We start from the raw sequence: 25,467 nt of genomic DNA, 5'->3' as shown, positions 1-25,467 counted from the left end.
GTGGTAACCCCGAAAGATCCCACGTTATCTTCTTAAACGAGTTTTTCTTACTCTTTTAGTTTATCTCATCATGTCAAAGAACAGTACCAATCAAACTTTCACTCTCACTTTTCGTTTCCGCTGTCTGCGATTGGGATTGCAAAGGTAGAAAAAATATTTCTGCGTGCAAATACAAGACAAGAAATATTTCATTTTTTTTGAAAGTTCTTTAAGTATTCAAACTATTCAAAAAAATTGTCCAATTATTCTTCCAAAAGGAAAGGATATTTGTAGTTTTCCGGCGAAACTAATGTCTCTTTAATTACACGAGGAGAAACCCAACGCAACAAGTTTAACACAGATCCCGCCTTATCATTTGTACCGGAAGCACGCGCTCCACCAAACGGCTGCTGGCCGACTACTGCCCCTGTTGGCTTATCATTGATATAAAAATTACCCGCAGCATTAACCAAATGTTCAGTCGCATACTGAATCGCATAACGATCCTGCGCAAACACAGCACCAGTCAAAGCATAAGGCGATGTTGAATCTACAATGGGGATTATCTCCTCGAACTTTTCAGCATCATATATATAAACTGTAAGCACAGGGCCAAAAATTTCATCACACATCGTAATATAATCCGGTTTTGAAGCCTTAATAATTGTCGGCTGGACAAAATATCCTTTACTCTTGTCAACGCCGCCTCCTGCTACAATTTCAGCTTCCTCAGGATTATTTTTCACACCGTCTATATAGGAAGCAATTTTGTCGAAGGATTTTTCATCTATTACTGCATTAACAAAGTTTCCGAAGTCCTCAACTCCGCCCATTTTTATTTCCGCCAGATCAGCCAGCATATATCCTTTAACTTCATCCCATAAATTAGAAGGTATATAAGCACGGGAAGCTGCTGAACATTTTTGTCCCTGGTATTCAAATGCACCGCGAATCAAACCTGTTGCCAAGGCCTTAGCGTTTGCAGATTTATGAGCCAATACAAAGTCTTTTCCGCCCGTTTCACCAACGATCCGAGGGAAGGTTTTATAAGATCCTATATTTTCACCAATCTCTTTCCAAATCGTCTGAAAAACCTTTGTGCTACCAGTAAAATGGATACCGGCAAAATCTGGATGTTTAAAAACAATATCCCCGGTAACCGGACCATCAGCCAATATCATATTAATCACGCCATCAGGAAGTCCAGCAGCCTTGAAAACTTTCATGATCACATTGGCTGCGTAAACCTGTGTAAAGGCAGGTTTCCAAAGCACTACATTTCCCATGAGCGCAGGCGCAGCCGGCAGGTTTCCTGCAATAGCTGTGAAATTGAAAGGTGTAATCGCAAAAATAAATCCTTCCAAAGGACGATACTCCATGCGATTCCAGACACCATCCGAAGAAACCGGTTGCTGTTTATATATATCCGTAAGGAAATTTACATTCAAACGAAGAAAATCTATAATCTCGCAAGCAGAATCTATCTCAGCCTGGTAAGCATTTTTGGATTGCCCCAACATCGTCGCTGCATTCAGTTCAGCACGGAAAGGACCAGCAATTAAATCAGCAGCTTTCAGGAAAATTGCTGCACGTTGTTCCCAATGCATCACAGCCCAGGTTTTACGCGCTTCCAGGGTTGAATCGATAGCCTTTTTTACATCTTCCGCACTTCCTTCATGAAAATATCCTAGTGTATGCTGATGATCATGAGGCGGAGAAATCCTCTTTTTATTTTGAGAAAATATCTCTTCACTACCTATGTATTGCGGAACGTCAATCTCCTTAGATCTTGCTTCTGCTAATGCTTTTTTTAATTCGCTTCTTTCCGGGCTTCCCGGAGCGTAACTTTTAACAGGCTCATTTTTTAGAGCCGGAACATTAAAAATTCCTTGTGACATCTATTCTATTAATTTGAAAATGAATCAATTATAATAAAGAAAAATAAACAGAAGCTAAACATTGTCTTTCTGGCACTCCTGGCCATTATATAATCTTTTTTATCCTTACTAGGTTCAAAATTTCTTCAAAGACAAAAATTAGGTTGTTAAAATAATACTTGTTTTAACAAGGCAAGTTATATACTTTTCTCAAATTACGCTTTTAAAAATATCTGACACGCAGGTATTTTGATTAAATTTGTGTTTTTTCAGTGCGACCTTATTTTTTATATAATGATATTTTATAGTACAAAAACTGCTTCTTTGAAAGCGTCACTTGAAGAAGCGGTGTTTAGAAGTTTACCTCCGGACAATGGCCTGTATATGCCGGAAAGTATTCCAAAAGTTTCCCAGGAATTTCTGGATACAATCGAAAAAAAATCATTTAAAGAAATCGCTGTCGAAATAACGAGCACTCTTTTAGGTGACGAAATTCCGAGGGAAGATATTGAAAAAATTATTGAAGGTGCTTACGATTTCGATGCACCTGTTGTAAAAATAACTCCCGATGATTACGTTCTGGAGCTTTTTCACGGGCCATCCATGGCGTTTAAAGACTTCGGCGCGCGCTTCATGGCCGCTTTGATGTCTTATTTTTTAGTGAAATCTCAAAAGGAAATTCAAATTCTGGTGGCAACTTCCGGAGATACCGGCGGCGCTGTCGCCCAGGGATTTTACAAAGTACCTGGAATTTCTGTTACCATTCTTTACCCGAGTGGTAAAGTAAGTGATATCCAGGAGAAACAGCTTACAACACTTGGGCACAATGTTACCGCACTGGAAATTGACGGAACATTTGATGATTGCCAGAAATTAGTGAAAGAAGCATTTTTAGATGATGAGCTTACATCAAAATTTAATTTGGCTTCTGCTAATTCTATCAATATTGCCAGACTTATTCCGCAATCCTTTTATTTTTTCGCGGCTTATGCGCAACTCAAAAATTTAGGTAAGCCATTAGTATTTTCTGTTCCAAGTGGAAATTTTGGAAATTTAAGTGCAGGGCTCCTTGCCTATCGTATGGGTTTGCCTGTCGAAAAATTTATTGCTTCAACAAATCTTAACAATTCTGTGCCAAGATATCTGGAGGAAGGTACATTTGAGCCACATGCATCGATTGAAACAATTTCTAACGCTATGGATGTAGGTAACCCAAGTAACTTCGTTCGGATGATCCGGTTTTTTGGAGATGACTGGAATTTGGTTAAAGAAAAAATTTCAGGATATTTTTTCAATGATGAGCAGACTCAGGAATCTATGCGGGAAGTTTTTGAAAATACTAACTACGTACTTTGTCCCCATACCGCAATCGCTTACAGAGGACTTGAAGAGTACCGAAAAATAAATGATGGAAATTTTACGGGAGTTTTCCTATCAACAGCACATCCGGCCAAATTTATTGACCTTGTTGAAGAAACTTTGGGAAAACCTGTTCAAATTCCGGAAAGGTTAAGAAAATTGCTTTCGATTGAAAAAACATCGATCAAATTAAAACCTAGTTATATCGACTTTAAAGCTTTGCTGATAAGTGAGTTAAGTATATAATTTTATATTTTCAACCGTCTGACGTTTTAATAAATGAATTGAAACGCATAGTGGGTGTCAAATTTTTAAATGTAAAAAGGAAGAGCAAGGCTAAAAATTAGCCTTGCTCTTCCTTTTTACATTTTTGAAAAATATTTTTAGTTGACCACGTCACCTCTTAACAAACGGAAACGTTTCCGCGATTCTGCAACATAAATACTTCCGGGATATTTTTCCATGAGCTCCTGATACAACTTCATCGCCTCATCTTTGTTGTTCAATTTTTCCTGATCAAGTTTTGCCATTGCGAATAAAGCATCGTCACCAAGTATGTCCACGCTGTATTTTGAATAAAGCAATTTCAAAGTCGCCATCGCTTGCTGGTTGCTATCGAGTTTCATGTAAGTCTTTGCGGTCAGCCAAAGAATTTCATCCGACAAACTATGGTTCTGATATTTTTGGAAAAGATGTTTCAGCGTATCAATAGCTTCGTATTTTTTATTTTGGAAAAGCAAAAGCTCCACAGCCGAATATTCTTTCATCGCTGTTTCGTTACTATCTAATCCTGTATTGTCCATTATAAGCAAGCCGAGTTCATTCGCGTCATTTGCAATTTCCCTGGATGTAGCTTTTTTCAAAATATCCAGTACATCTTTTGCGAGGGCAAAATCCCCTTTATAATAATGTAATTTGGCATTTCTTAGTTTTGCCTCGTAACCCAGCTGATCGTCTTTTTGAGATTTTTCAACCTGGGAATAAAGTAACGAAGCTTCCCAGGGTTCACCTTGTAACAAATAAATATCACCCAGATCCAGCTTACATTTGTCAACAAACATCTTATCGAGCTTTCCTGCCTCTATGGCCGACTGCATGATTTCAATTGCCTTTTTGAAATCGTCAAGATAAAAAGCATTTAAGGTAGCCATATTACGCAAAGCCTCGACCGTCCGGGCGTTTACACCAAGTTCATCAACCAGCTGCTGGTATTGTGCAAGTAATTTCTGAACCTCTGTGCGCTGAACCGGATATGTATTTTTGACCTGCTCTTCTCTTGAAAATATCGCCATACGCCGGGCCACCGGATATAGCTGACCTTTTGGATATTCTTTTACAAGATGATCAAATATCGCCGCTGCGTTCACATAATCATCATTCTGTAATGCGAGCATAGCAAGATTATAAAGCCTGCTTCCATTATATTTAAACCGTTTATCCAGGGCACGTTCCTGAATGAAAGCCTTATAAAAATCCTTTTTCTGAATCTGGTACCAGATCAGCATTTCATTATAAAAACCTTCATTCGGGAATTTCTGAATTTTATCATAAAGTACCTTCTCTAATAATGCCTGCTCCTTTTCATCCTTTGTGAAATCCTGAAGCATGTTCTGGACTACTTCTATATTCTGGTAGCGCGTACCATATGAAAGAAGCTCATCGATCATATTTTCCGGTTCATTAAGATCCCTGTAAACGCTTGCCATTTCAAGCTGAAATAAATCACTTCGCTTTGAAACCTCTCTTCCGTTTAACAAAGCATTTTTAGCCCATATTGGCTGGCTCATACTTCGGAATTCATCCGCTATATCTCGCTTCAGATCAATTCTTAAGCCCGAAGCAGCGATTGCCTGCTCATTTTTCTTTACAGCTTCCTGGGGCTTTCCCTGCGCCTCTAGCAGTGTTCCCCAATAGATATAATACCAGGCTGAATTAAATGCATCATTCTTGATTTGTTTTTTGAAAAATTGATCAGCCTCATTCCAGCCCTTTGTTTTAATAATACAGCTCGTGTAATTTTTGAGATAACCTTTTTCAAAACCGGTTTTAAGAAGTCCGGTATAATATGTAAGCGCTTTGGGGCAGTCATCTTTCTTGAAGTACTCCTCTGCCATCTCCTTTTCACTCTGCGCCCGGGCCGCCGACCCCGCCGCGCCGGAAATTAATATGTAGATAAATAACCACCTTAAACCCTTTTTCATAATAGATAAAAAAATTTCTTTTTTAATTATTATCATTCTCTAGCACTGTGGATATGTAGACAAACATGTTTTCCACTATAGATTAACATACTTATCCACATTTTGTGGATAAGTATTAGAGTTTATCCACTGTAGTTTTTATTATTATCAACATTTAACTAGTTGAATTACAATATAGGAAAATATTTATAGACATTAAGATGTGGGTAACTGATATCACTCCTTAGATTTAGTTATTCACAATCTCTGCAGTGTATTAACGTACTGTTAACTTCAATTTAGATGTGGATTATGCACTGGAGATCGAAATTTTGATTTTTATCCACATGACACATCGGTTATCCACATAATTGTTAACAAAATTTTGGTATTTACCCACAGAAAATCGAAGATATCAACATAGTTATCCACATAAAGTGTATAAGAAAAATCTACTACTTCAATGTGGACAAATCCAGATTGGTATCATTGATCTCAAAATTGGCTTTTATGAGAATTTTTTGAGGATAATAGAGAATTTTTTCGGGCTGCCTGTTCTTAACGACATTACCAGTATCCCATCTTCGGTTTTTGTTATCGTCAAGAATGATTCTTAGAAAATAATTTCCTTGAGGAATATGCCTGAAGGTATATGGCGAGCTGTAAAGGGATTGAAAAATTTTATATTGTTCATCAACGAGCTCGACGATATAGGATAACGTATCGGCATGAAGCACGGATCCCGAAAGAACGCCGAATTCATCTTCGTTTAAGACGGGATGTTTTATAAGCGTTTTTGCCAGTGTATCACCTTCAACACTGATGACACTACCTTTTGGAAAATCCCATTTTATAGTGTCCCTAGCCGTTGATTTTCCTGTTATTTTAAGGTTATTATGATATTTATTCCACGACAAACTAAGATCACTTAGTGGTTGTCTGGTTAGGCTATCGCTAATTAACTGGATCTTTTTATCATCCAGAAAACTTACGGGTTTGTTCCAATTCAGTTCATACGTGAAGTTTCTGCTAAGTGGTTTATTCTGGGCAGGTGCTGTGGTCATACCAAATGGATCTTTCTGTCTGTCCTTCCCTCTTTGTTGTTGGAAAGTTATTTTGATGGTATCCTGAGCAGAAACGCCTAATGAATCTGTAATGGTCATCCGGATTAAAGTAGTGTCAGGATGTGGCTGTACATTGAAAAATTTGAGCTGAAGATTGTTTTCAAGTATATAAGGAAGTGTATCCTTATTCATAAAAAGTACATCGGCAGTTTCAATACCTTTGTTAAAAACTACAGTGTAATTATTAACTTTTGGTATCGTTCGCTGTACCCGGAATGCGGTATTATCTGATAAGAATAGTCCGAGAGAATAGTTGGTAGAATCAGAACCTGCGTTAACAGGAGTATTGATAAAACCTACTCTTTCGTCCTTGGTATTATAGAGCATGTTCCGGTTTTTGTCGTCAATGGCAATCAATTTGTATGGTCTTATCTGGGTATTTTCGATTGAAAAGTGGCCGCTGCTATCGGTTCTGGAAAAGTAAAAGGGCTTTTGTTTGGCGATGTTTAATGTATCGCTAACATTGTACAAGCCAACTAAAGCGTCGAAAATTGGCTTGTTGGAACGTAGGTCTTTTATAGTCCCGTAAATCCGCCCGGAGTCAAGAGTTCCACCTGTACTGAAAACAAGTTTTAGATTTTTTGCAGGATTTTTCTCAGCATAATCTTTAATAGCATCTCCAAAGTTGAGTGTGTAAGTGGTACTGTCAACGAATTTTTTCTTAAAATTAAGCTCGATGGACTCTCCTTTTTGCTTGAAGCTATAGGGATTATCAGCCTCCGGAGTTATGATAAGTTTTTGGGTTATGTTATCTATAACGACATATTCATCAAAAAATAGGGAGATCTTGTTCCCCTTAAAATTAACCGTCCTGTTGGGTGGATCGCTTGATAACAAATTAGGTGGAATGATATCTTTTTTCCCTCCTGTCGGAGCTACCTGCTGTGCACATTTTGTTAAAATTATGAGGCAAACCGCGGCCAGGAAATATTTCTTTAGCATGGTAAAAATGTTAAATAAAAACCCCCAATATGCTTTGCTATATTGAGGGTTTCAGGGTTTTTAGAACTGATTAAATTTTTGAAATTACGTAGATCAAACTGGAAGTATTCAGACTTTTCGGATTACTAGAATTTCCTTTGATGTTGGATGTAATTCCTGTTTTTACGCTATCAAAAAGATTCGTTTTACCTTCTTTGTATTTTGTGCTAAGCATGCTTACATAGAACGAATCAAACCACATCGGATGAATCGTGTCGATCTTAAAATGGTGCTTTTTCATCAGTAAAGCCATCGAATCCTTTGTGAAATGATAAAGGTGCCGCGGCACATCATAGGCAGCCCAGAACTTGCTATAATTAGCAGCATCGGGTGACTGAGGATTGGGTACGGCAATGATTATTTTACCGTTGAGAGCCAAATGATTTGCCAACCAATCAACAGTTTCATTGAGCAAATGAACATGTTCAAGAACATGCCACATTGTAATTATATCATATGTTTTATTGGAAAGCGATAGGTCATTTATGGATTCATAAATGGAATCTCCAACTCTTTTACTTGCTATTTCTCTGGCTTGTGAATCTGGTTCCGTACCTGTAACTTGCCAACCTGCCTGTTTTGTAGCCTGTAAAAAATTGCCGGTGCCGCAGCCTATATCCAACAAATTGCCTTGTTTGGGAGCCAGATTATTAATCAGTTTTATCTTCTGGGAGATAGTAAAATTCCTCACAGAAGTATATATTCTGCTCATGAGATCCTTAGCATCATCATGGTGTGAAATATAATCCTGTGACTGATAATACGCTCCTATTTCTTCCACATCAGGGCGCGGATTTGTAAAAAGAAAGTAGCACGAATTACACTGCTGAATCGTAAATTCCTTTTTGGATACTGTGTAATCTTCAACATTCATGTAGTTATTGAAGCTGGTATTATTACAAACCGGGCATTTTTTTAATGTTTCTAATGGCATTTATCTTCCTATAAAGAGCATGAGTACAGAGATATCCGAAGGGCTGACGCCACTGATTCTTGAAGCCTGGCCAATGGTCGATGGCCTTGTTCGTTTAAGTTTTTCACGCCCTTCAAAAGACAAAGAAGTTACTCCGTCGTAATTAAAATTATCGATGATACTTAGATCTTCAAGGCGGTTCATTTTATCAACCAGCAGTTTTTCCTTTTCGATATAGCTGTCATATTTAACGTGAATTTCTGCCTGCTTAATTGTATCCTCACCATATTTTTCAAGTAAAGAAGCTATTAAAGGACTTGCCTCAGCAATTTTATCAATGGTTAACTGAGGCCGTTTCAGAAGCTGGGTAACAGAAGTTTTTTCACGAATTTGAGCTGATCCTACTTCTTCCAGTTTTTTATTTATTTCTTCAGGATATAATTTGTGGCTGTTGAATTCTGTAATAATCTCTTCAACCTGTTGTACTTTTTTCCTGACGTTATCTAATCTGTCCTGATCTGCCAATCCGATTTCGAATCCTTTTTCTGTAAGGCGAATATCAGCGTTGTCCTGGCGAAGTAGTGTTCTGTATTCGGCGCGGGAAGTAAACATTCTGTAAGGTTCTTCTGTCCCTTTATTGATTAAATCGTCAATCAAAACACCGATGTATGCTTCGGATCTTTTTAGAACAAATGGTTCAAGACTATGTACATTTCTGTGCGCATTGATTCCTGCCATCAAACCTTGACAAGCTGCTTCTTCATATCCGGTTGTCCCATTAATCTGTCCGGCAAAAAACAGGTTTTTTACACGATGCGTTTCAAGCGTAGACTTCAACTGTGTTGGTGGAAAATAGTCGTATTCTATTGCATATCCTGGACGGAACATTTTTACATTCTCAAATCCGGGAATTTTTTTCAGTGCAGCATATTGTACATCTTCAGGCAAAGAAGTTGAGAAACCGTTCACATAAACTTCAACAGTATCCCACCCTTCCGGTTCTACGAAAATCTGGTGACGATCTTTGTCAGCGAATCGATTGATTTTGTCTTCTACGGATGGACAGTAACGTGGACCAAGCCCTTTGATTCTTCCAGAGAACATGGGTGATTTTTCAAATCCGGTTCTTAGAATTTCGTGGACTTCGTTGTTGGTGTATGTAATCCAGCAGCTTCTTTGCTTGGTTAATTTTTTAGTGTCCTTATAAGAAAACTTGGATGGATTTTCATCACCTGGTTGTTCTTCCATTTTTGAATAATCCAATGAGCGTCCGTCAACTCTTGGTGGTGTTCCGGTTTTCATGCGTCCGGATTCGAAGCCCAAAGTTTTCAATTGTTCGGTAATTCCGGTAGCAGCTTTTTCACCAGTTCTTCCTCCACCAAAATTTTTCTCACCGATGTGAATTAAGCCATTTAAAAATGTCCCGTTGGTCAATACTACGGATTTGGATTTTATTTCAATTCCCAGGCTTGTCGTCACACCACAGACTTTCTCTCCATCCAGTAAAATTCCCTTAACAGTATCCTGCCAAAAATCTACGTTCGGATTATTTTCCAAAACGCTCCTCCATTCATTGGCAAACATCATCCGGTCGCTCTGACATCTTGGGCTCCACATGGCAGGACCCTTTGATAAATTAAGCATCCGAAACTGGATCATTGTTTTATCACTAACGATTCCGGACTGTCCGCCAAGTGCATCGATCTCCCTCACGATTTGTCCTTTGGCCACACCACCCATGGCAGGGTTGCAGGACATTTGAGCGATGGTATGCATATTCATTGTAATGAGTAAAACGGAGGAACCCATGGTTGCTGCCGAAGCTGCTGCTTCGCAACCGGCGTGTCCCGCTCCAACTACTATTACATCATATTCCTGAAACATAATTTTTGTTTTTCTCTTATTTGATGTGAAACAGAAAAGTTGAAATTTCTGAAATGTTCCACGTGGAAATGTTTTTTAAAATAGAAGAAGACACTCATCTTCCTTTGCACGCATCTGTAATTTTAATTCCTCACTTGCATCTGTGTAATTCATTAAGTGTAAAAGCCCATGAATCAATACTCTGCGCATTTCTACTTCGAAATCTGCACCAAATGTCTCTGCATTTTCTTTTACACGATCAACGCTGATATAAATATCACTTTCAATTTTTCCTTCATCCTCACTATTATCAAACGTAATGATGTCCGTGTAATAATCGTGATCGAGATACTGTTTATTAATTTCTAATAAGTATTCATCGCTACAAAAGATGTAATTCAAAGAAACTAAATCATAACCCTCTGACTCAGAGATTGTTTTAATCCATTTAGACGTTTTTTGAGGAAAAGGGAGTTTGAAATCAATCTCTTCCGAGAAAAATTTAAGCATACTAATATTCAGAATTGACTGTAAAATAACTAGTTACAAGAATTGTCACTCAAAGTTGATCTAACAACCTTAAAGCAAATTTGTTGTAAAGGTAGTAAGTATCTAAATACAATTTGTTTAAGTGCCTGATTCGTGCTGTATTTAACCTATTTTAAGAATTGATGTCAATTCATAAAATAGGTTTTGACATAACACTTGTAGTGCTTAATCAGTTCTTGGACTGATATTTACGGAAGTAATTATCAACCTCCCGCTTGTAAAAAGGAGAAAATGTAGGCGGTATTGTGCGCAGTAATTCAGTTTGTTTCTCTTTTTCCTGAACATATTTTTCAAAAGCAGCTGGCGGATTCCTTGGCAATTGTTTCGCGGTTTGCGCTTTACGTTGCTCATCCTCATCCTGTTCCTTCATTGCTTTTTCAGATTCAAGCAAACGCGTAGTAATTTCTTTATTACGTTTCATCAGTTCAGGAGTCACACGTTTGTTGACCAGATCCGTTTCCGTCTCATCCATTTTTTCAATAATATCCTGAAGCTCAGTTCCCATCGATTTTCCGGCTTCTGTGCCTTTTTGCTGATCTTTAAGTGCCTGGACCATTTTACGAATCATCGCTTGCTGAGCCGCCATTCTGGCCAGTTGCTCGGACGAATTTCCCTGCCCCTCTTTTCCTTGTCCTAACTGCTTGATCTGTCCATTCAGTTTTTCCTGCATTTCGCCCATGCCCGGCTGCTCACCCTTTTTACCTTTTTTTCCTTTACCCTGGCCCGGCATTGCCATCGCCATTTGCTGCTGCATCTGTTTAAAAACATCGCTGAGCATCAAAGCAAGATTGTTCATGGATGTCATTGCAAATTGTTGTTTGGACGTCGCTACGCTAAGGTTTCGATCCTTTATGCTTTTTACACTTTCGTCCATATACATTTTCATATCGTTCAATTCACGTGTGATGAACGACTGAATTTGCACAACACGGTTTGCCAAAGCATACAAACTATCCTCAACAACTTTTGCATCATCTTTTAATTTCAGTTGCTGCTGACCCAATTTTACAAAGCGCGGATCCTGCAAATTCACGCCACGAAAATCTTTCATCAGTTTTTCCTGATCAAAAGACAAAGTGATCAGATTTTCAAGAATATCGCGCATCGCATCCATATCTTCCTGCATCTGTTCCATCTCGGCAGCATCCATTGCTTCTGACATTGCTTTGGATATATTTTTCATTGCCTTGGAAGCCTTTTTCTGAGCTTCTGAGGCCTTCGAGTTTTGTTGCTTACTCAATTTATCTTTACTCTCATTCATCTGCTCAGAAGCGCTTTTTTGCTCCTCTTCCTTAGAATCAATAGGCTTTTCCAGCTCTTTGCTCAGCTCCTCAATTTCTTTGATATCTTCCTTTGCTTTTTCAAAATCTTCCTGAATTTTTTCCTGATCTTTTTTCAGGTCCTCAGTCTTGCCTTTTTTATCTTCTGAACTTTTATTCTTGTCATTTTCCTGAGATTTTTCGGAAAGTTTGTCTTCCTTATCTGCAAGATCGTCAAGCTTATTGACGAGCTTTTCCATTTTCTGTTCCATCTGCATCTGCTTGAAAAGCTTCATGGTGCGCTCCAGTTCCTTTTCAAGGTTATGCTCTTTGTTTTTCAACTTTTCCATCATGCTCGACATCCGTTCACTTTTCTTTTGTTCGAGCAGTTTTTGTAATTCCTTATACAGCTTATCCGTATCGTTGTCCATCAAATCTTTCATCAACTTTTCAAGCTGATCCATTTTTTGCTGAAGCTCCGGACTTTTCTGATCAAATTGTTTCGACTTCTCATTCGTGCTTTGATTTTTTTCTTGTAGAGACTGCAATTCTTTCATCAGCTCTTCACGCTTTTTCAAAACATCTTCAATCTGTTTCTTTTCCTTGAAATCAAGTTCCTTATTACTTTTTAAACGTTCGTCCAGCGCAGTCAGATCTTTTTCAAGGCTTTGCGCTTTTTTCATAGCGGACTCAATTTGATTTTGAGTTTCCTGTTCCGATTTTTTGATATCAGCTTCAAGCTGATCTTTGGATGGAACAGTAAATTGAATAGACCTGGAACGGGCACTTTTTGCGCCGTTTACGCCATCGTTATCCCAAACCTGGGCGTAGTATTCAATTTTATCTCCTGGAGCGAGTTTAAGACTATCTACATACCACTGGAAATAGAAACTCTGCGTGTTTACTGTTTTATTAAATGGAATTGGAATGCTTTTCGGAGCCGATCCTTTTTTATCGTTTTCACGCTGGATGGAATAAAATAATTTCAATTGGGAAAATCCGTAATCATCGTTGATCGAACCACCTAAAACCAAATAGTTGAACAGCGTTGTATCCTGAAAATTTTCAATAGAAAGAACCGGAAATTTGTCGGGAATCACATTGATATAATATCCGATTTTGTCAGAATTAACAGCCTCATCATTTTTTAACTGAATCTGATATTGAGCAGATTTCCGTACGGACCGTTTTACAACCTGAAAACCTTCATCTTCTTTTTCAGCAGCTTTATACAAAAGAGAATCATTTTCAAAGCGTATGCTGAGTGATTTTGTGGAATTGGTATTGAAGTTCCATTCAATGGTTGTACCCTCGGGAACGGACAAATTTCCTACGTTACTAAGTCCTTCGGAAGGTTTATTCAGATAAGCAGGGTAATGAAGATTAACGTCAAATGAAAGCAGGGACGGACGCTCGATTACGTCAATCTTATAATCATCAGAAATAAAACCGGCAGCTTCAAATGAAAATGCAACTTCCCGCTGGATATTTTTAAATACAAACGAATAATGCTGATTTCCTTCCTGAGTCAATTTAAACCTGCTGCCATTTTGAACCAGATAAACATCCTGAGGCAAAGCCTCTCCTTTTAAAGCCAGTTTCAATGTGAAATCTTCATTCCTGAATGCTTTCAGATTTTTGTTTTGAAGTTGAAATGAAAAAGGAGCGTAAGTATAATTCTTCCGGAAATGAATTATTCGTTCAGAACTTGAAGTAAAAAATGACGGATTAAAAAGCAGAATTACTCCAATAGCCGCAAGGGGATATATGGCATATTTGATACGTTTCTTATTTTCATTAAAACGTATGGCGTCCGTAAATTTTACAATTAAAAGCTGACCGGATTTTTGCTGAATACTGGCTTCGATAAGATCCGACTGACTTCCGGAAAGATTTTTAAGTTGAAGCGTATTCAATAATTTATCACCGACTTCGGGAAAATATTGTCCGATTTGCAAAGCGGCATCTTCATCAGATATTGGTTTTTTCAATCCCAGCAAATGAATAAGCGGTTGAATAACCCATTGAAAAAACGAAAACAGAAGAACCGCCAGAAATCCAAAAAACAGCATACCACGAACGCCCGAGCTGAAACGTCCGAAATATTCAAGCGTATTGAACAACAGGTAGACAGTCAAAAGCAGAGCAGCTGAAAAGATCGCTCCTTTCAAAAGTTTATTTTGATAGTACTTCTGCCGATATTCCTGAATACGAAGGAGAAGACCTTCCATTACTGGTGTAAAAGCCGCCATATAGTTGAGAATCTAATGATTACTATGGTAACGATTTTACAAAGTAAAAAGTACTCATTTCCACGCTGACCATAGAGCGGACTAATATATATATTTTAATGGAGTTTTTCAAGAAGCCGATTGTCTGATATTGATTTGACAAGGCCTGAAACAGCGACTTTTTTTAGGAGATTTTAAATTGAAAAATGCTAACAATCAGCGAGAAGCCGATTATTAGCATTTTCTATGACCTGAATATTGCAAATTTGTCAGGCGTCTAGCGCAACAGGTTCAGGATTTTTAACATCCCTCACGAAATTGCGAACGTCATTTTCAAGATCTTTGGTTTCCTGTAAAACTCTGATAAATGCACTTCCAATAATGGCACCATTCGCATAATCACAAGCTTTCAGATAGGTTGCATTATCTTTAATCCCGAAACCAATCAGACGGGGATTACGCAAATTCATCGCATTGATCCGGTTGAAATAAGATTCCATGTCTGTACTCACACCACTTTTTGAGCCGGTTACGCTCGCCGATGAAACAGTGTAAATAAATCCGTCACTGGCGGTATCAATCTGGAGAATGCGCGCTTCCGATGTCTGAGGTGTTACCAGAAAAATATTCAAAATTCCGTAAGCGTCAAAGGTTGATTTATATTCGTTTAAATACACGTCCATCGGCATATCCGGCAAAATAAGTCCGTCAACACCAACTTCGGCACATTTCTTACAGAAGTTTTCAATCCCAAATTGTAATACAGGATTGATATAACCCATCAATAAAATCGGAAGCGAAACGGTTGAGCGAATTCCTTCAAGCTGCTCAAAAAGTACCTTAACAGTCATTCCGTTTTCGAGCGCCTGATCATTACTTTTTTGAATGGTCTCACCATCCGCAACAGGATCAGAATAGGGCATTCCGATTTCAACCAAATCGGCACCGCCTTCTTCCAGCGCTTTTAAAACCTTTGTAGTATCATTCAAAGCAGGAAATCCGGCAGTGAAATAGACATTCAAAAGTCCTGCATCAGGTTTTGTTTTAAAAAGATTTGTTATTCTATTCATTATTCTTGTGTCCAGTAATCAATTACTAAAACTTTATCCAAATGCGGTTCTAAAACTTTTACAAAAGCCTTGTGTTCAGGATGAGGAAGGTAAGCTGCACGTCCTTCTTCGCTGTCAAAGGAAACAAAGAACATATGTGTAAAACCTTGGTTAAGTCCTTCGGGGCTATTATTTGTTCCCCACTCAAAACCTTTTACTTCCTTAACTTTTGAAGGAAGTTTGCGGAATGCATCTTCAACTTCTTTTACTTGTGCCGGTGTGGCAGAATCCTTAAATTTAAATAATACGGCGTGACGAAGCATTTTTTTTGGAGCTGTTTTTTTATCAGAATTAGCATAAGCGATGGTTCCAAAAAGCAGAAAACCAACAAGGAAAAGAGAGATGTATTTCATTATGAACAGGTTTGATATTAGGTGATATAAAAAGTTAAGCAATGTAAAATTAATAATTTGAATTTAACGAAGCAGGAATTATTCCGGCAACAAGCTTATAATGCCGACCGTTGAAATTTATACCTATCGAAACACATAAATATAAACTTTTAACGATCTTTAAAATCTTGGGATTGTTCCTGTACAACTGTAAAAATACAGGATCGGTTACCGGAAAATCATACTGCGTTTCGTTATGCGTAAATTGTAAACGGATCTTTTTTTTATCAGGATTTTCAATATCATTCTTTTCAATTACTTCAAATTTACTAACATTGATCAAAACCAAGGAGTGGTCAAGAAGGGCTGCTTCATCTACGGAAAGCGACGTTCCCCAGTTGCCAAATAAATAATATCGGTTGTCACATAGTGTATCCAGTATATCTTTATCAAATCTTCCCACTACTTTTAGATACTCATCTTTAAAAAAAATATTTTCCGACTGATAGGATGGTTTTGGAGGAAATCCGGTCAATTCTATTTCTACAATATCCAGCAATGTTATATGCGAAACCCAGTGTGTATACACTTTTCCATGTTGGGTTTTACAAATCGGTCGTATCCATTTCGGGCCATTTATTTCAATGATAGGCTCATTGTTATTGTTTAGCTGGATGCCTGCCAGGCACCTTCCCCCTTCCTTGATGGAATTGGCTAAACAGACAAAACGAATTGTCATTTAACCTTGTTCAGATCAAATGGGTTATCCGGATATTATTTCTTACCTGCTGTAAATATTCAGCGAGTAACCTACGATGACATTTCTCAGGTTTGTGTTCGCTGCACAACAGACAAGTTTCGTGAAGTTTTTCAATATTTATTTTTTGAGCAATTTTCCTTGTGTCGAGTAAATTGAGGTATTCCGTTTCGTATTCCGGCCAGGTAAGTTTTTTAGTTCTGTAAAGCGATAAAATCTCTTTTGTCGGGGCAAAATCAATGTTATGCTCGTAGGACATGTTGCCAATTTCTCCGGCAAAATATTTAAGATCGGTTCCTTTTGCGAAACCTGATAGTTGTGAAACATTGTTAATTCTGGTATCGATAAGTCGCTTTACGCCAGAATCCTTCAACAGTGTGAAGAATGTTTCCGCTGGTTTTTTGGTAAAACCAATGGTGTATAGATGAATCATAAATTTTCTTCTGTATTGTGTGTGTATGGAGAAAATGCAATCTCCTGATTTTTTAAACGGTAAGCGGCCTTGATCTGATCCACGATTGTTATATCGGGTTCAAAAACAGTAGGAACGGGTAGTTTTTTATAAAACTTTTTGACAAGAGCATTTTCCAACTGGGCGTTCGTAGCGAGGGATTTATCTTTCAGAATATGATTTATTTCAAAGCCTGAATCTGATAAAGCTACGGACACCATCGAAAATCTGTGGCAATCCAGTGGTTCTGCTTCTGAGCACATCAAGGAAATGACATATCCTTTATCATAACCCTGAATAAGTCGTTGGACACCTTTTTTAAAAGAATTTGAATTTCTGACCTTTTCAAAATCGACTTTGCCGTTCTCATCGAGCAATTCCGGCTCTGTATGCCTCGCCCCGAATTCTTTTGAAAAATGAAGATATTGTATGCCGTTTTTATTCAAAAAAGCGGCGAGAGGTTCCTTATTGAACTGAGGACTATAAGCACTTGCCGCAACGCTTCTGACGTCGATGAGGCAAGTGATTTTATATTCTTTTAGCAGTTCAAGGAAATAATCTGGTGGGTGGCTGGAATGACCAACCGTAAATAGCGTGCGTGTGTTCATTTACAATCGATGGTAATGATTAAAATACTATCATGATTGCGTTGAGTATAACTAATTTCTATGCTGAGCAGTTAAGGCATTCCCCTTCGTCACTGAATTTCAGACGGTCAAATTCTCCTAATTGTTCCTTTAATTCCAGGATTTCATCTTCGATTTCACATCTTTCAAATAAAGACAGTTCTCCCGAATTTACTTTTCTTTCCAGCTCTTGAACTTTCAGGCGCATTTCAAAAACTTCTGGTAATGCTAATGTAGCCATTTTGATAATGTTTAAATTTTATAAAAACAGATCGTACCATATAACAGAAACTGATGGCTAAAAGCTAATAGCCATCAGCTTTTCAATCAATATATTTCATATAAGTTGACATATCCTTATCACCTCTTCCCGAAAGATTCACTACAACAGTTTCATTCAATCCGGCACCTAAACGGCCTAAAACGGCCAATGCATGGGATGATTCAAGCGCAGGGATAATACCTTCCATACGGGTTAGTTCAAAGGCAGCCTTTACTGCTTCTTCATCCGTTGCAGATAAAAAAGTACCTCTGCCGCTATCATAAAGATAAGCATGCTGAGGACCGATTCCTGGATAATCCAAACCGGCTGAAATGGAATAAGGTTCTACCACCTGACCATCGGTTGTCTGCATTAAAATGGTACGGCTGCCGTGCAAAACACCAGGAGTTCCCAAAGCCGTTGTTGCCGCAGAATGACCGCTTGTAAGACCTTGTCCCGCCGCTTCAACCGCAACAAGTTTAACATCAAGATCATCCAGATAATTGTAAAAAGCACCGGCAGCATTACTTCCTCCACCTACGCAGGCTATTACATAATCAGGATTTTGTTTTCCGGTTTGTTCTTTCAACTGCCATTTCATTTCCTGAGAAATAATAGACTGAAAACGGGCCACCATATCCGGATAAGGATGAGGACCTACAACCGAACCGATGATATAATGCGTATCAACCGGATTATTGATCCAGTGGCGCATTGCTTCATTTGTTGCGTCTTTTAAAGTTTTCGATCCGCAGGTTGCAGCTCTTACTTCCGCTCCAAGCATTTTCATACGGGCAACATTTGGAGCCTGACGTTCGATATCAAGTTCGCCCATGTACACAATGCATTCAATATCCATCAGAGCACAAACCGTGGCAGTAGCTACACCGTGCTGTCCTGCACCGGTTTCTGCCACTACACGCTGTTTTCCCAGCCGCTTTGCCAGAAGTATCTGTCCAATGGTATTATTGACTTTGTGAGCACCTGTATGGCACAGATCTTCTCTCTTCAAAAATATATTTGTCTGATATTTTTCAGAAAGACGATTGGCGCGGTACAACGGTGTGGGCCTGCCAACGTAGTTTTTTAACAAATCATTATACTCTTCCTGGAAAGATGGTTCTGCAATAATCTGTAAATAATTATTGCGCAATTCTTCCACGTTTGGATAAAGCATTTCAGGAATAAATGCACCTCCAAAAGTCCCGTAATATCCCTGGCTATTCGCCTGGTAAGATTTCTTTTCTACTACTGCTTCCATAATCTATGCTTGCGCCTCCTCTCCTTTTTTTACTCTGACTTTATCAAAAAGTTCTTTCAATTTTGAAATATCCTTAACACCAGGTTCTGTTTCAACCATGCTGTTTACATCAATCCCGTAAATCGGCATTGATTTTGACAAAGCGATTACTTCATCTATATTTTCAAGCCCGATTCCGCCGCTCAAAAAGAATGGCTTTTCATTATCGTATTTTCTAAGCAGGCTCCAGTCAAAAGTTTTTCCATTTCCGCCGGGAGCATCTCCTTTTGTATCAAACAAAAACATATCACAAAATGATTTGTAATTGTTTAACATGGCGAAATTAAACTGGTCATGAATTGAAAATGCTTTAATAATATTCACCCCTTTTTGGCGAATGCTGCGACACATATCCGGCAACTCATTTCCGTGCAGCTGGGCGTATTGTAAATCGTATTTCTTTACTGTGTCAAGAATATAACCCGGACTTGCATTGACAAATACACCCACTTTTTTAATATTATTGGGTATACTTTTTACATAGTTCGGGTCAAGGTCATTACCTACAAAACGTGGCGATTTCTCGGAAAAAATAAAGCCAATGAAATTAGGCTGTAATTCAACCAATTCTTCGATATTACCTTGCTGGCGCATTCCGCAAACTTTTACTTTCATACAACGTGAGGGTTTCTGTTACTAATTTGGGATAAATTATTTTGCAGATCCGCCAGTGCGGCTCCCGGATTTGCTGTTTTCATGAATGTTTCTCCGATTAAAAAACCTTTGTATCCATGATTATATAAATGTAAAATAGTTTCTGCATCACTCAGCCCGCTCTCTGATATCTTGACAAAAGAACCGGGAATTTGTTCGCTTAATTCAATTGATGTTTCGATAGATGTTTCAAAAGTTTTAAGATTCCGGTTATTGACGCCGACGATGTCAATATGGTCACACAAACTTTGTGCCAATTCTTCTGAATTGTGTACTTCCAAAAGAACTTCCAGTCCAAGATCGTGTGCCTTTTTACTAAGCGACTCAACCTCTGATGGTTCCAGACAGGCAGCAATTAAAAGAATTATATCTGCCCCAATTGATTTTGCTTCAAAAAGCTGGTATTCGTCCACGATGAAATCTTTACGAAGCATCGGGATATTTGGATTTGCTTTACGTGCTCTTAAAAAATCATCAAACGAACCGCCAAAAAAATCAATATCAGTCAAAACAGATAAAGCCGCGGCGCCGGCAGCAACGTAATCTGCTGTTACTACTTCGGGTAAAACATCACCATTGATAATTCCTTTGGATGGTGATTTACGCTTGAATTCTGAAATTATTTTGGGTGTTGCAGCAATTTTTAAAGCATCAGAAAGCGAAACAGAAGTACGGGAAAACAATACCTCTTTTTCCAGATCAGAAATGCTTTTAATTTTTTTTGACGCTTCTACTTCAACCAGTTTACGCGCAACAATTTTTTCTAATATATTCATCATTCTTTAAAAATATCGGCAACACTTAATTCAAAATCAGGAAAAACATGACTTGTGATAACATCTGCCGTCGTGAACGGGTGCAATCCAATATATTTTCCTTCCTCGTTTAATATATATACAAAAATGGTTTCAGTAGTCGGCTCGGCGATCCAGTATTCCTTCACTCCATTTTCCTGGTAAACTTCAAATTTGTTTTTCATTTCCACCTGAGAATTTCCAGGGGATAGAATTTCAATAATCCAGTCAGGTGCACCAATGCAGCCTTTATCATCCAGCTTGGCAGAATCACAAATGACACAAATATCAGGCTGAACTACGGTATAGATTTTATTTGTGTTATCACTTTTTCTTGGCGTAAGACGAACATCAAATGGTGCATGATAAACCTGACAAGTTTTATTATCTAAAAAGTTAAACAGTTTAGCATGGAAACGTCCGGAAATTTTTTGATGCCTTCTGGCCGGTGCCGGCGACATTTTAAATATTTTTCCTTTGATCAACTCCACACGCTCTTCAAACTGCCATTTTAAATAATCGGCATAGCTGTAAGTTTCGTTTAAATCGAGTTGATCCAGGCTTGTTATCATATCGCTACCAACTTTTTAAAACTGTTCAACGCTTTTTTACTTTCAAGCGATTCACGTGCCGTTGCCACTGCGTCAAGTAATGATAATTTTGGATTGGCGCAATGTAAAGCAAGTGCAGAATTAGCCAATACAGCCTGTTTTTGGGCTGAGGTAGCTTCATTATTCAACACATTCATGAAAATTTTTGCTGAGGCTTCAACGGTTTCTCCTCCGGAAAGTTCGGAGGCGCGCAATGTATCCAATCCTAAGTGGGAAGGAGTCAGAACTTGCTCTGTATGAGCTGTTATGATTTTGAATGCACCTGTTAATGACACTTCGTCGTAACCGTCTAAGGCGTGAACAACCAGAAACTGTTTATCAGTCTGTTGGTAAAGATAAGCAAAAAGTCGTGCTAATTCAAGACTAAAAACACCAACAAGCTGCTTTCCTGGTGAGGCAGGATTTACCATCGGGCCAAGCATATTGAAGAATGTTTTTATACCTAATTCTTTACGAACCGGTGCCACATTTTTCATGGCCGGGTGAAACAAAGGCGCGTGAAGAAAACAAACGCCTGATTCACTGATCTGGCGTTCAAGAATGGATTTATCATTGGTAAACTTCGCTCCCAGAAATTCAAGAATTGTGGAAGAACCGCAAAGAGAAGAAACGCCGTGATTACCATGTTTGGCAACATTCTGGCCTGCTCCTGCTATAACAAAACAGGAAAGTGTAGAAATATTGAACGTATCTTTTCCGTCGCCGCCTGTTCCGCAAACATCAATAGGATCAAAAGAGGAAAGATCAACCGGTAAACATAATTCCAGCATCGCATCACGGAAACCTTCCAACTCTTCCACTGTGATACTGCGCATGGCGTAAATGGTAAGAAAAGAAGCTATTTCTGAATTGGTATACTTTCCGGTACTGATGCCAATCAATACTTCCTTAGCCTGATCTTTACTTAAAACTTTGTATTCAAATAACTGCCCAAGAATATTTTTCATGATTTCAAACGCTTCGCGGCGCCCTGCCTTTGTATTCTTTAAATAATTAAAAACGATGAATTAGATGTTTAACCAATTTTGAAGCATAGCTTTTCCGTGATCCGTAAGAACAGATTCCGGATGAAACTGAACACCTTTTACATCGTAGGTTTTGTGAGAAAGCGCCATAACCCTTCCCTTTTCATCTAATGCGGTAATCGCTAAATCATCCGTAAAAGTTTCAGGCATCACAGTCCAGGAATGGTATCTTCCCACCTGGATTTCTGTGGGCAGACCAAGAAAAATACGTTCGTCAGGATCTGTAACAATGGCTTTATCACTTATTCCATGTAAAACATCCGTCATATTTTCGAGTGTAGCGCCATATACTTCACCAATAGCCTGGTGGCCGAGGCAAATTCCGAGAATGCTTTTGGTAGGACCGTATTCACGGATTAAATCCTGCATAATACCAGCTTCCGAAGGTATTCCCGGACCTGGGGAAAGTAAGATTTTGTCATAATTTGCGACTTCTTCCAATGTGATCTTATCATTCCGGAATATATCTACCTCACCATGAAGTTCGCGCAGAATATAAACCAGATTGTAAGTGAAAGAATCGTAATTATCTAAAACAAGTATTTTCATCTGAAAGTGGTATTAATATTAGATGTAAAGTTTTGGGTCTTAAAAGTAAATCAAACGGAAACTTTATAATCGAGTTTAAGTTCGTCTGCCGGTTTTCCCCGGAGACCCCAGTTATAAAGAGGTGTTTCCGTTAAGGTAATTTCAACGTCGTTGGGAGAAATCTTGAATTCCTTTTCAAAACGCTCAAATATGAGTTGATACAGATATTTCTTTGCCGTTATTGATCTTCCTTCAAACAGAGAAATTTCTATAATGGTATACTGATCACTGCTGCCTTCCGGATAGAAAAAATCTTCTGGATCCATATAAAAGAAACGTTGTGCGCGTTTATTTTCGGGATATTGGAAGGCATCAACAACACATGAATGCAGGATGTCAGAAACCTTGGTCCGAATAGGAACGAGATGTTCCTTTAAGCCATAAATTTTGATCTGTCCCATAACGAATGTTGTTAAATTTCTTCGGCAACGACAATTGCTTTACGTAACGCAGCCAGCTTGCTATTAATTTCCTGCAACTCGCTTTCTACGTTTGACTTAGCCACAACACCCATTCCCGCACGATAAAAGAGCGTATTGTCTTTACTAAGGAAAGTACGAATGGCAATGGCGTGATTAAAATCTCCGTTGAAATCCATAAATCCGATGGCGCCGCCATAAATACTGCGATTGCTCGTTTCCATTTGATCAATCAGCTTCATTGCGTTATGCTTTGGCGCTCCTGAAAGTGTTCCTGCCGGAAAAGTATCTGCAACCAATTGTAATGGATTTACACCTTCATTCATCTTTCCTACAACCTTTGAAACAAGGTGGATGACGTGAGAATAGTATTGAACTTCTTTGTAATTCGTAACTTTTACGGCATCACAGCTGCGGCTCAAATCGTTTCTTGCCAGATCTACCAGCATTACGTGCTCAGCAGTTTCTTTTGGATCATTTAATAATTGCTGTGCGGCTTCTGCATCGGCCTGGTCATCACCGGTTCTGCGGAAAGTACCTGCGATCGGATGAATTTCAGCTTGTCCGTTTTTAATAAATATCTGTTTTTCAGGAGAAGAGCCAAAGATTTTATAGCTGCCGTAATCGAAATAAAATAGATAAGGAGATGGATTTATTGAGCGTAAGGCACGGTAAACATTAAATTCATCACCCTGGAAATCACGACTGAAACGACGGGAAGGTACAATTTGAAAAACATCTCCACGTAGACAATGATCTATACCTTTTTGAATTACACCTCTCATTTCATCATCCGTAACGTTTGAAGTTTCTTCGGATGTAATTTGAAAATCGTATTTAGGAAAATTTCTATTTTTGATTAAAACTTCAATTTGTTCCAAACCGCTTTCCTGATTTGTATCGCCATATTGATGTTCAAAAATGTATAATTCATTTTTGAAATGGTTGATAGCAATTACATATCGGTACACCTGATAGAATATCTGGTCAATTTCAGTTTCCGGACTGGTTGGTTGTATATCAATGTCTTCGAAATAGGTTACCGCATCATAAGTCATATGACCAAAAAGACCGTTGCTTATGAAAGGGAAACCACTTTTCTCGGAAATAAAGCTTTGCGCGTAGCCATATAGTGCTTGTACGGCGTCTTTTCGTTTGGCGAGTGTAAATGTTTCAGAGGTACCGTCGGGATATTTCTGAGTTACGATATCCTGGTTTAACTTAAATGAAGAAACCGGATCACAGCAGATGTATGTGAACGAATTTTCATTACCATGGTAATCCGAACTTTCAAGCAGGATTGTATTAACAAAACGATCCCGAAGTTTCAGGTAAATAGAAACAGGTGTCAGCGTATCTGCCAACAATTTCTTATGCCGGGTTGTGATAGAATAACTTTTGGTCAAGGAAGTCATATTGGTTTTTGAATAGGGTTGTAACAAGAAAAAGCGGCCCGCTGTCAGATGAACAGCGGGCCGCTTGGAAAGTATATTTTTACATAATACTACACAATAGGGGCTACTCGTCCATCTTGTTAAGACGTGCGCGCCACCACCATATAATATTTGAAGTAATTGTCATATTTGATTTGCGACAGATTTAAGTCAATACAAAGATATTAAAAAGGAGATGAGTGTTGCAATAGTTATATAAAATAAAATTTTTTACAACACAAAAAAAGACCAGCCTTTCGAGATGGTCTTTTTTTGTGTAATAGTATTGTGGCGGCTACACTAGGCGTGCGCCCTACTTTACCAGATTTGACCGGGTCGCGCAGACCGGGTCACGTTGACCCAAGAGAGCGTCTCCCGGTATCATCGGCGGTTTTGGCCGGGCTCGCGGACAAGCGGGGCGCGCAGCCTGGGAAGAGGTGAAACGAGTGTCGCCCCAGACCGAGCCAATAGTAACCAACAAAAAAAGCCTCACATTTCTGCGAGGCTTTGATTATAATAGTATTGTGGCGGCTACCTACTTTACCAGGTTTGACCCAAGTATCATCGGCGGTTCCGGGCTTAACTTCTCTGTTCGGGATGGGAAGAGGTGAACACCGGGCCAATAGCCACCAACAAGATTTTCTGTTGGTTAATTTGTGACTTCGGGATGGAAACAGGTGAAGACTTCGCGTCTCGGCGAATCGTCGCACCGTCCAGGCCAATAGCCACCAACAAGCTCTTTGAGTGTGTACAATGATTGAATGATAGAGTGTTGGAATGATAGCGGTCCG

At 38.7% G+C, this 25,467-nt stretch carries 22 protein-coding genes and 1 rRNA gene; 1 reads left to right on the top strand and 22 read right to left on the bottom strand.

The features are described from left to right. Positions 1–242 precede the first annotated feature (242 nt). Positions 243–1,877, bottom strand: a complete 1,635-nt coding sequence (pruA, locus tag IEE83_RS28755; protein WP_194124187.1) for an L-glutamate gamma-semialdehyde dehydrogenase — start codon at positions 1,875–1,877, stop codon at positions 243–245. Between the two features lie 273 nt (positions 1,878–2,150). On the opposite strand from pruA, the gene thrC reads away from it, so the two are divergent. After that, positions 2,151–3,461: a threonine synthase gene (thrC, locus tag IEE83_RS28750; protein ID WP_194124186.1), complete on the top strand. Its 1,311-nt coding sequence runs from the start codon at positions 2,151–2,153 to the stop codon at positions 3,459–3,461. Between the two features lie 137 nt (positions 3,462–3,598). On the opposite strand, the gene IEE83_RS28745 is transcribed toward thrC, so the two are convergent. The 21 genes from IEE83_RS28745 to rrf all read right to left on the bottom strand — a co-directional run bounded on the left by IEE83_RS28745 (position 3,599) and on the right by rrf (position 25,310). Continuing rightward, a complete protein-coding gene (locus IEE83_RS28745; RefSeq protein WP_194124185.1) occupies positions 3,599–5,416 on the bottom strand; it encodes a tetratricopeptide repeat protein in 1,818 nt (605 codons plus the stop codon). A gap of 434 nt (positions 5,417–5,850) precedes the next feature. Next, positions 5,851–7,461, bottom strand: coding sequence for an Ig-like domain-containing domain (locus IEE83_RS28740; protein WP_194124184.1), 1,611 nt, complete (start codon positions 7,459–7,461; stop codon positions 5,851–5,853). Positions 7,462–7,531: 70 nt separating this feature from the next. Continuing rightward, positions 7,532–8,374, bottom strand: a complete 843-nt coding sequence (locus tag IEE83_RS28735) for a class I SAM-dependent methyltransferase (protein ID WP_228102116.1) — start codon at positions 8,372–8,374, stop codon at positions 7,532–7,534. Positions 8,375–8,434: 60 nt separating this feature from the next. Beyond that, positions 8,435–10,297, bottom strand: a complete 1,863-nt coding sequence (gene mnmG, locus IEE83_RS28730) for a tRNA uridine-5-carboxymethylaminomethyl(34) synthesis enzyme MnmG (protein ID WP_194124182.1) — start codon at positions 10,295–10,297, stop codon at positions 8,435–8,437. Positions 10,298–10,372: 75 nt separating this feature from the next. Then, positions 10,373–10,786, bottom strand: a complete 414-nt coding sequence (gene ybeY / locus IEE83_RS28725; protein WP_194124181.1) for an rRNA maturation RNase YbeY — start codon at positions 10,784–10,786, stop codon at positions 10,373–10,375. A gap of 208 nt (positions 10,787–10,994) precedes the next feature. Continuing rightward, positions 10,995–14,315 (bottom strand): DUF4175 family protein, encoded by a 3,321-nt coding sequence (locus IEE83_RS28720; RefSeq protein WP_194124844.1) that lies wholly within the window; start codon positions 14,313–14,315, stop codon positions 10,995–10,997. Positions 14,316–14,584: 269 nt separating this feature from the next. Further along, entirely contained in the window at positions 14,585–15,385 is an 801-nt protein-coding gene (gene trpA / locus IEE83_RS28715; protein WP_194124180.1) for a tryptophan synthase subunit alpha, read from the bottom strand. Next, on the bottom strand, positions 15,385–15,777 hold the full coding sequence (locus tag IEE83_RS28710) for a Dabb family protein (protein WP_194124179.1): 393 nt from the start codon (positions 15,775–15,777) through the stop codon (positions 15,385–15,387). Before IEE83_RS28710 ends, trpA begins: the two co-directional genes overlap by 1 nt. Positions 15,778–15,826: 49 nt before the next feature. After that, positions 15,827–16,495: a dual OB domain-containing protein gene (locus IEE83_RS28705; RefSeq protein WP_194124178.1), complete on the bottom strand. Its 669-nt coding sequence runs from the start codon at positions 16,493–16,495 to the stop codon at positions 15,827–15,829. 10 nt (positions 16,496–16,505) lie between these two features. Then, positions 16,506–16,946, bottom strand: a complete 441-nt coding sequence (locus tag IEE83_RS28700) for a DUF488 domain-containing protein (protein ID WP_194124177.1) — start codon at positions 16,944–16,946, stop codon at positions 16,506–16,508. Continuing rightward, on the bottom strand, positions 16,943–17,572 hold the full coding sequence (locus tag IEE83_RS28695) for a DUF488 domain-containing protein (RefSeq protein WP_194124176.1): 630 nt from the start codon (positions 17,570–17,572) through the stop codon (positions 16,943–16,945). The genes IEE83_RS28700 and IEE83_RS28695 overlap by 4 nt, the downstream gene beginning before the upstream one ends. Positions 17,573–17,630: 58 nt before the next feature. Next, positions 17,631–17,831: a hypothetical protein gene (locus IEE83_RS28690; RefSeq protein ID WP_194124175.1), complete on the bottom strand. Its 201-nt coding sequence runs from the start codon at positions 17,829–17,831 to the stop codon at positions 17,631–17,633. Positions 17,832–17,913: 82 nt separating this feature from the next. After that, a complete protein-coding gene (trpB, locus tag IEE83_RS28685; protein WP_194124174.1) occupies positions 17,914–19,113 on the bottom strand; it encodes a tryptophan synthase subunit beta in 1,200 nt (399 codons plus the stop codon). A 3-nt stretch (positions 19,114–19,116) separates the two neighbouring features. Next, entirely contained in the window at positions 19,117–19,767 is a 651-nt protein-coding gene (locus IEE83_RS28680) for a phosphoribosylanthranilate isomerase (RefSeq protein WP_194124173.1), read from the bottom strand. After that, positions 19,764–20,582 (bottom strand): indole-3-glycerol phosphate synthase TrpC, encoded by an 819-nt coding sequence (gene trpC, locus IEE83_RS28675; RefSeq protein ID WP_194124843.1) that lies wholly within the window; start codon positions 20,580–20,582, stop codon positions 19,764–19,766. The genes IEE83_RS28680 and trpC overlap by 4 nt, the downstream gene beginning before the upstream one ends. Next, positions 20,582–21,172 (bottom strand): Uma2 family endonuclease, encoded by a 591-nt coding sequence (locus IEE83_RS28670; protein ID WP_194124172.1) that lies wholly within the window; start codon positions 21,170–21,172, stop codon positions 20,582–20,584. Before IEE83_RS28670 ends, trpC begins: the two co-directional genes overlap by 1 nt. After that, entirely contained in the window at positions 21,169–22,158 is a 990-nt protein-coding gene (trpD, locus tag IEE83_RS28665) for an anthranilate phosphoribosyltransferase (protein WP_194124171.1), read from the bottom strand. Before trpD ends, IEE83_RS28670 begins: the two co-directional genes overlap by 4 nt. A gap of 60 nt (positions 22,159–22,218) precedes the next feature. After that, positions 22,219–22,785, bottom strand: a complete 567-nt coding sequence (locus tag IEE83_RS28660) for an anthranilate synthase component II (RefSeq protein ID WP_194124170.1) — start codon at positions 22,783–22,785, stop codon at positions 22,219–22,221. Between the two features lie 50 nt (positions 22,786–22,835). Beyond that, positions 22,836–23,225: a tautomerase family protein gene (locus tag IEE83_RS28655; protein WP_194124169.1), complete on the bottom strand. Its 390-nt coding sequence runs from the start codon at positions 23,223–23,225 to the stop codon at positions 22,836–22,838. A gap of 11 nt (positions 23,226–23,236) precedes the next feature. Beyond that, complete coding sequence (locus tag IEE83_RS28650; RefSeq protein WP_194124168.1) at positions 23,237–24,658, bottom strand: anthranilate synthase component I family protein; 1,422 nt, start codon at positions 24,656–24,658, stop codon at positions 23,237–23,239. A gap of 540 nt (positions 24,659–25,198) precedes the next feature. Beyond that, a 5S ribosomal RNA gene (rrf, locus tag IEE83_RS28645) occupies positions 25,199–25,310 on the bottom strand. Positions 25,311–25,467 lie beyond the last annotated feature (157 nt).

Origin of the sequence: Dyadobacter subterraneus (genome assembly GCF_015221875.1) — a bacterium.
Taxonomy (GTDB): Bacteria; Bacteroidota; Bacteroidia; order Cytophagales; family Spirosomataceae; genus Dyadobacter; species Dyadobacter subterraneus.
This window is presented reverse-complemented; position numbering and strand designations above follow the sequence as displayed.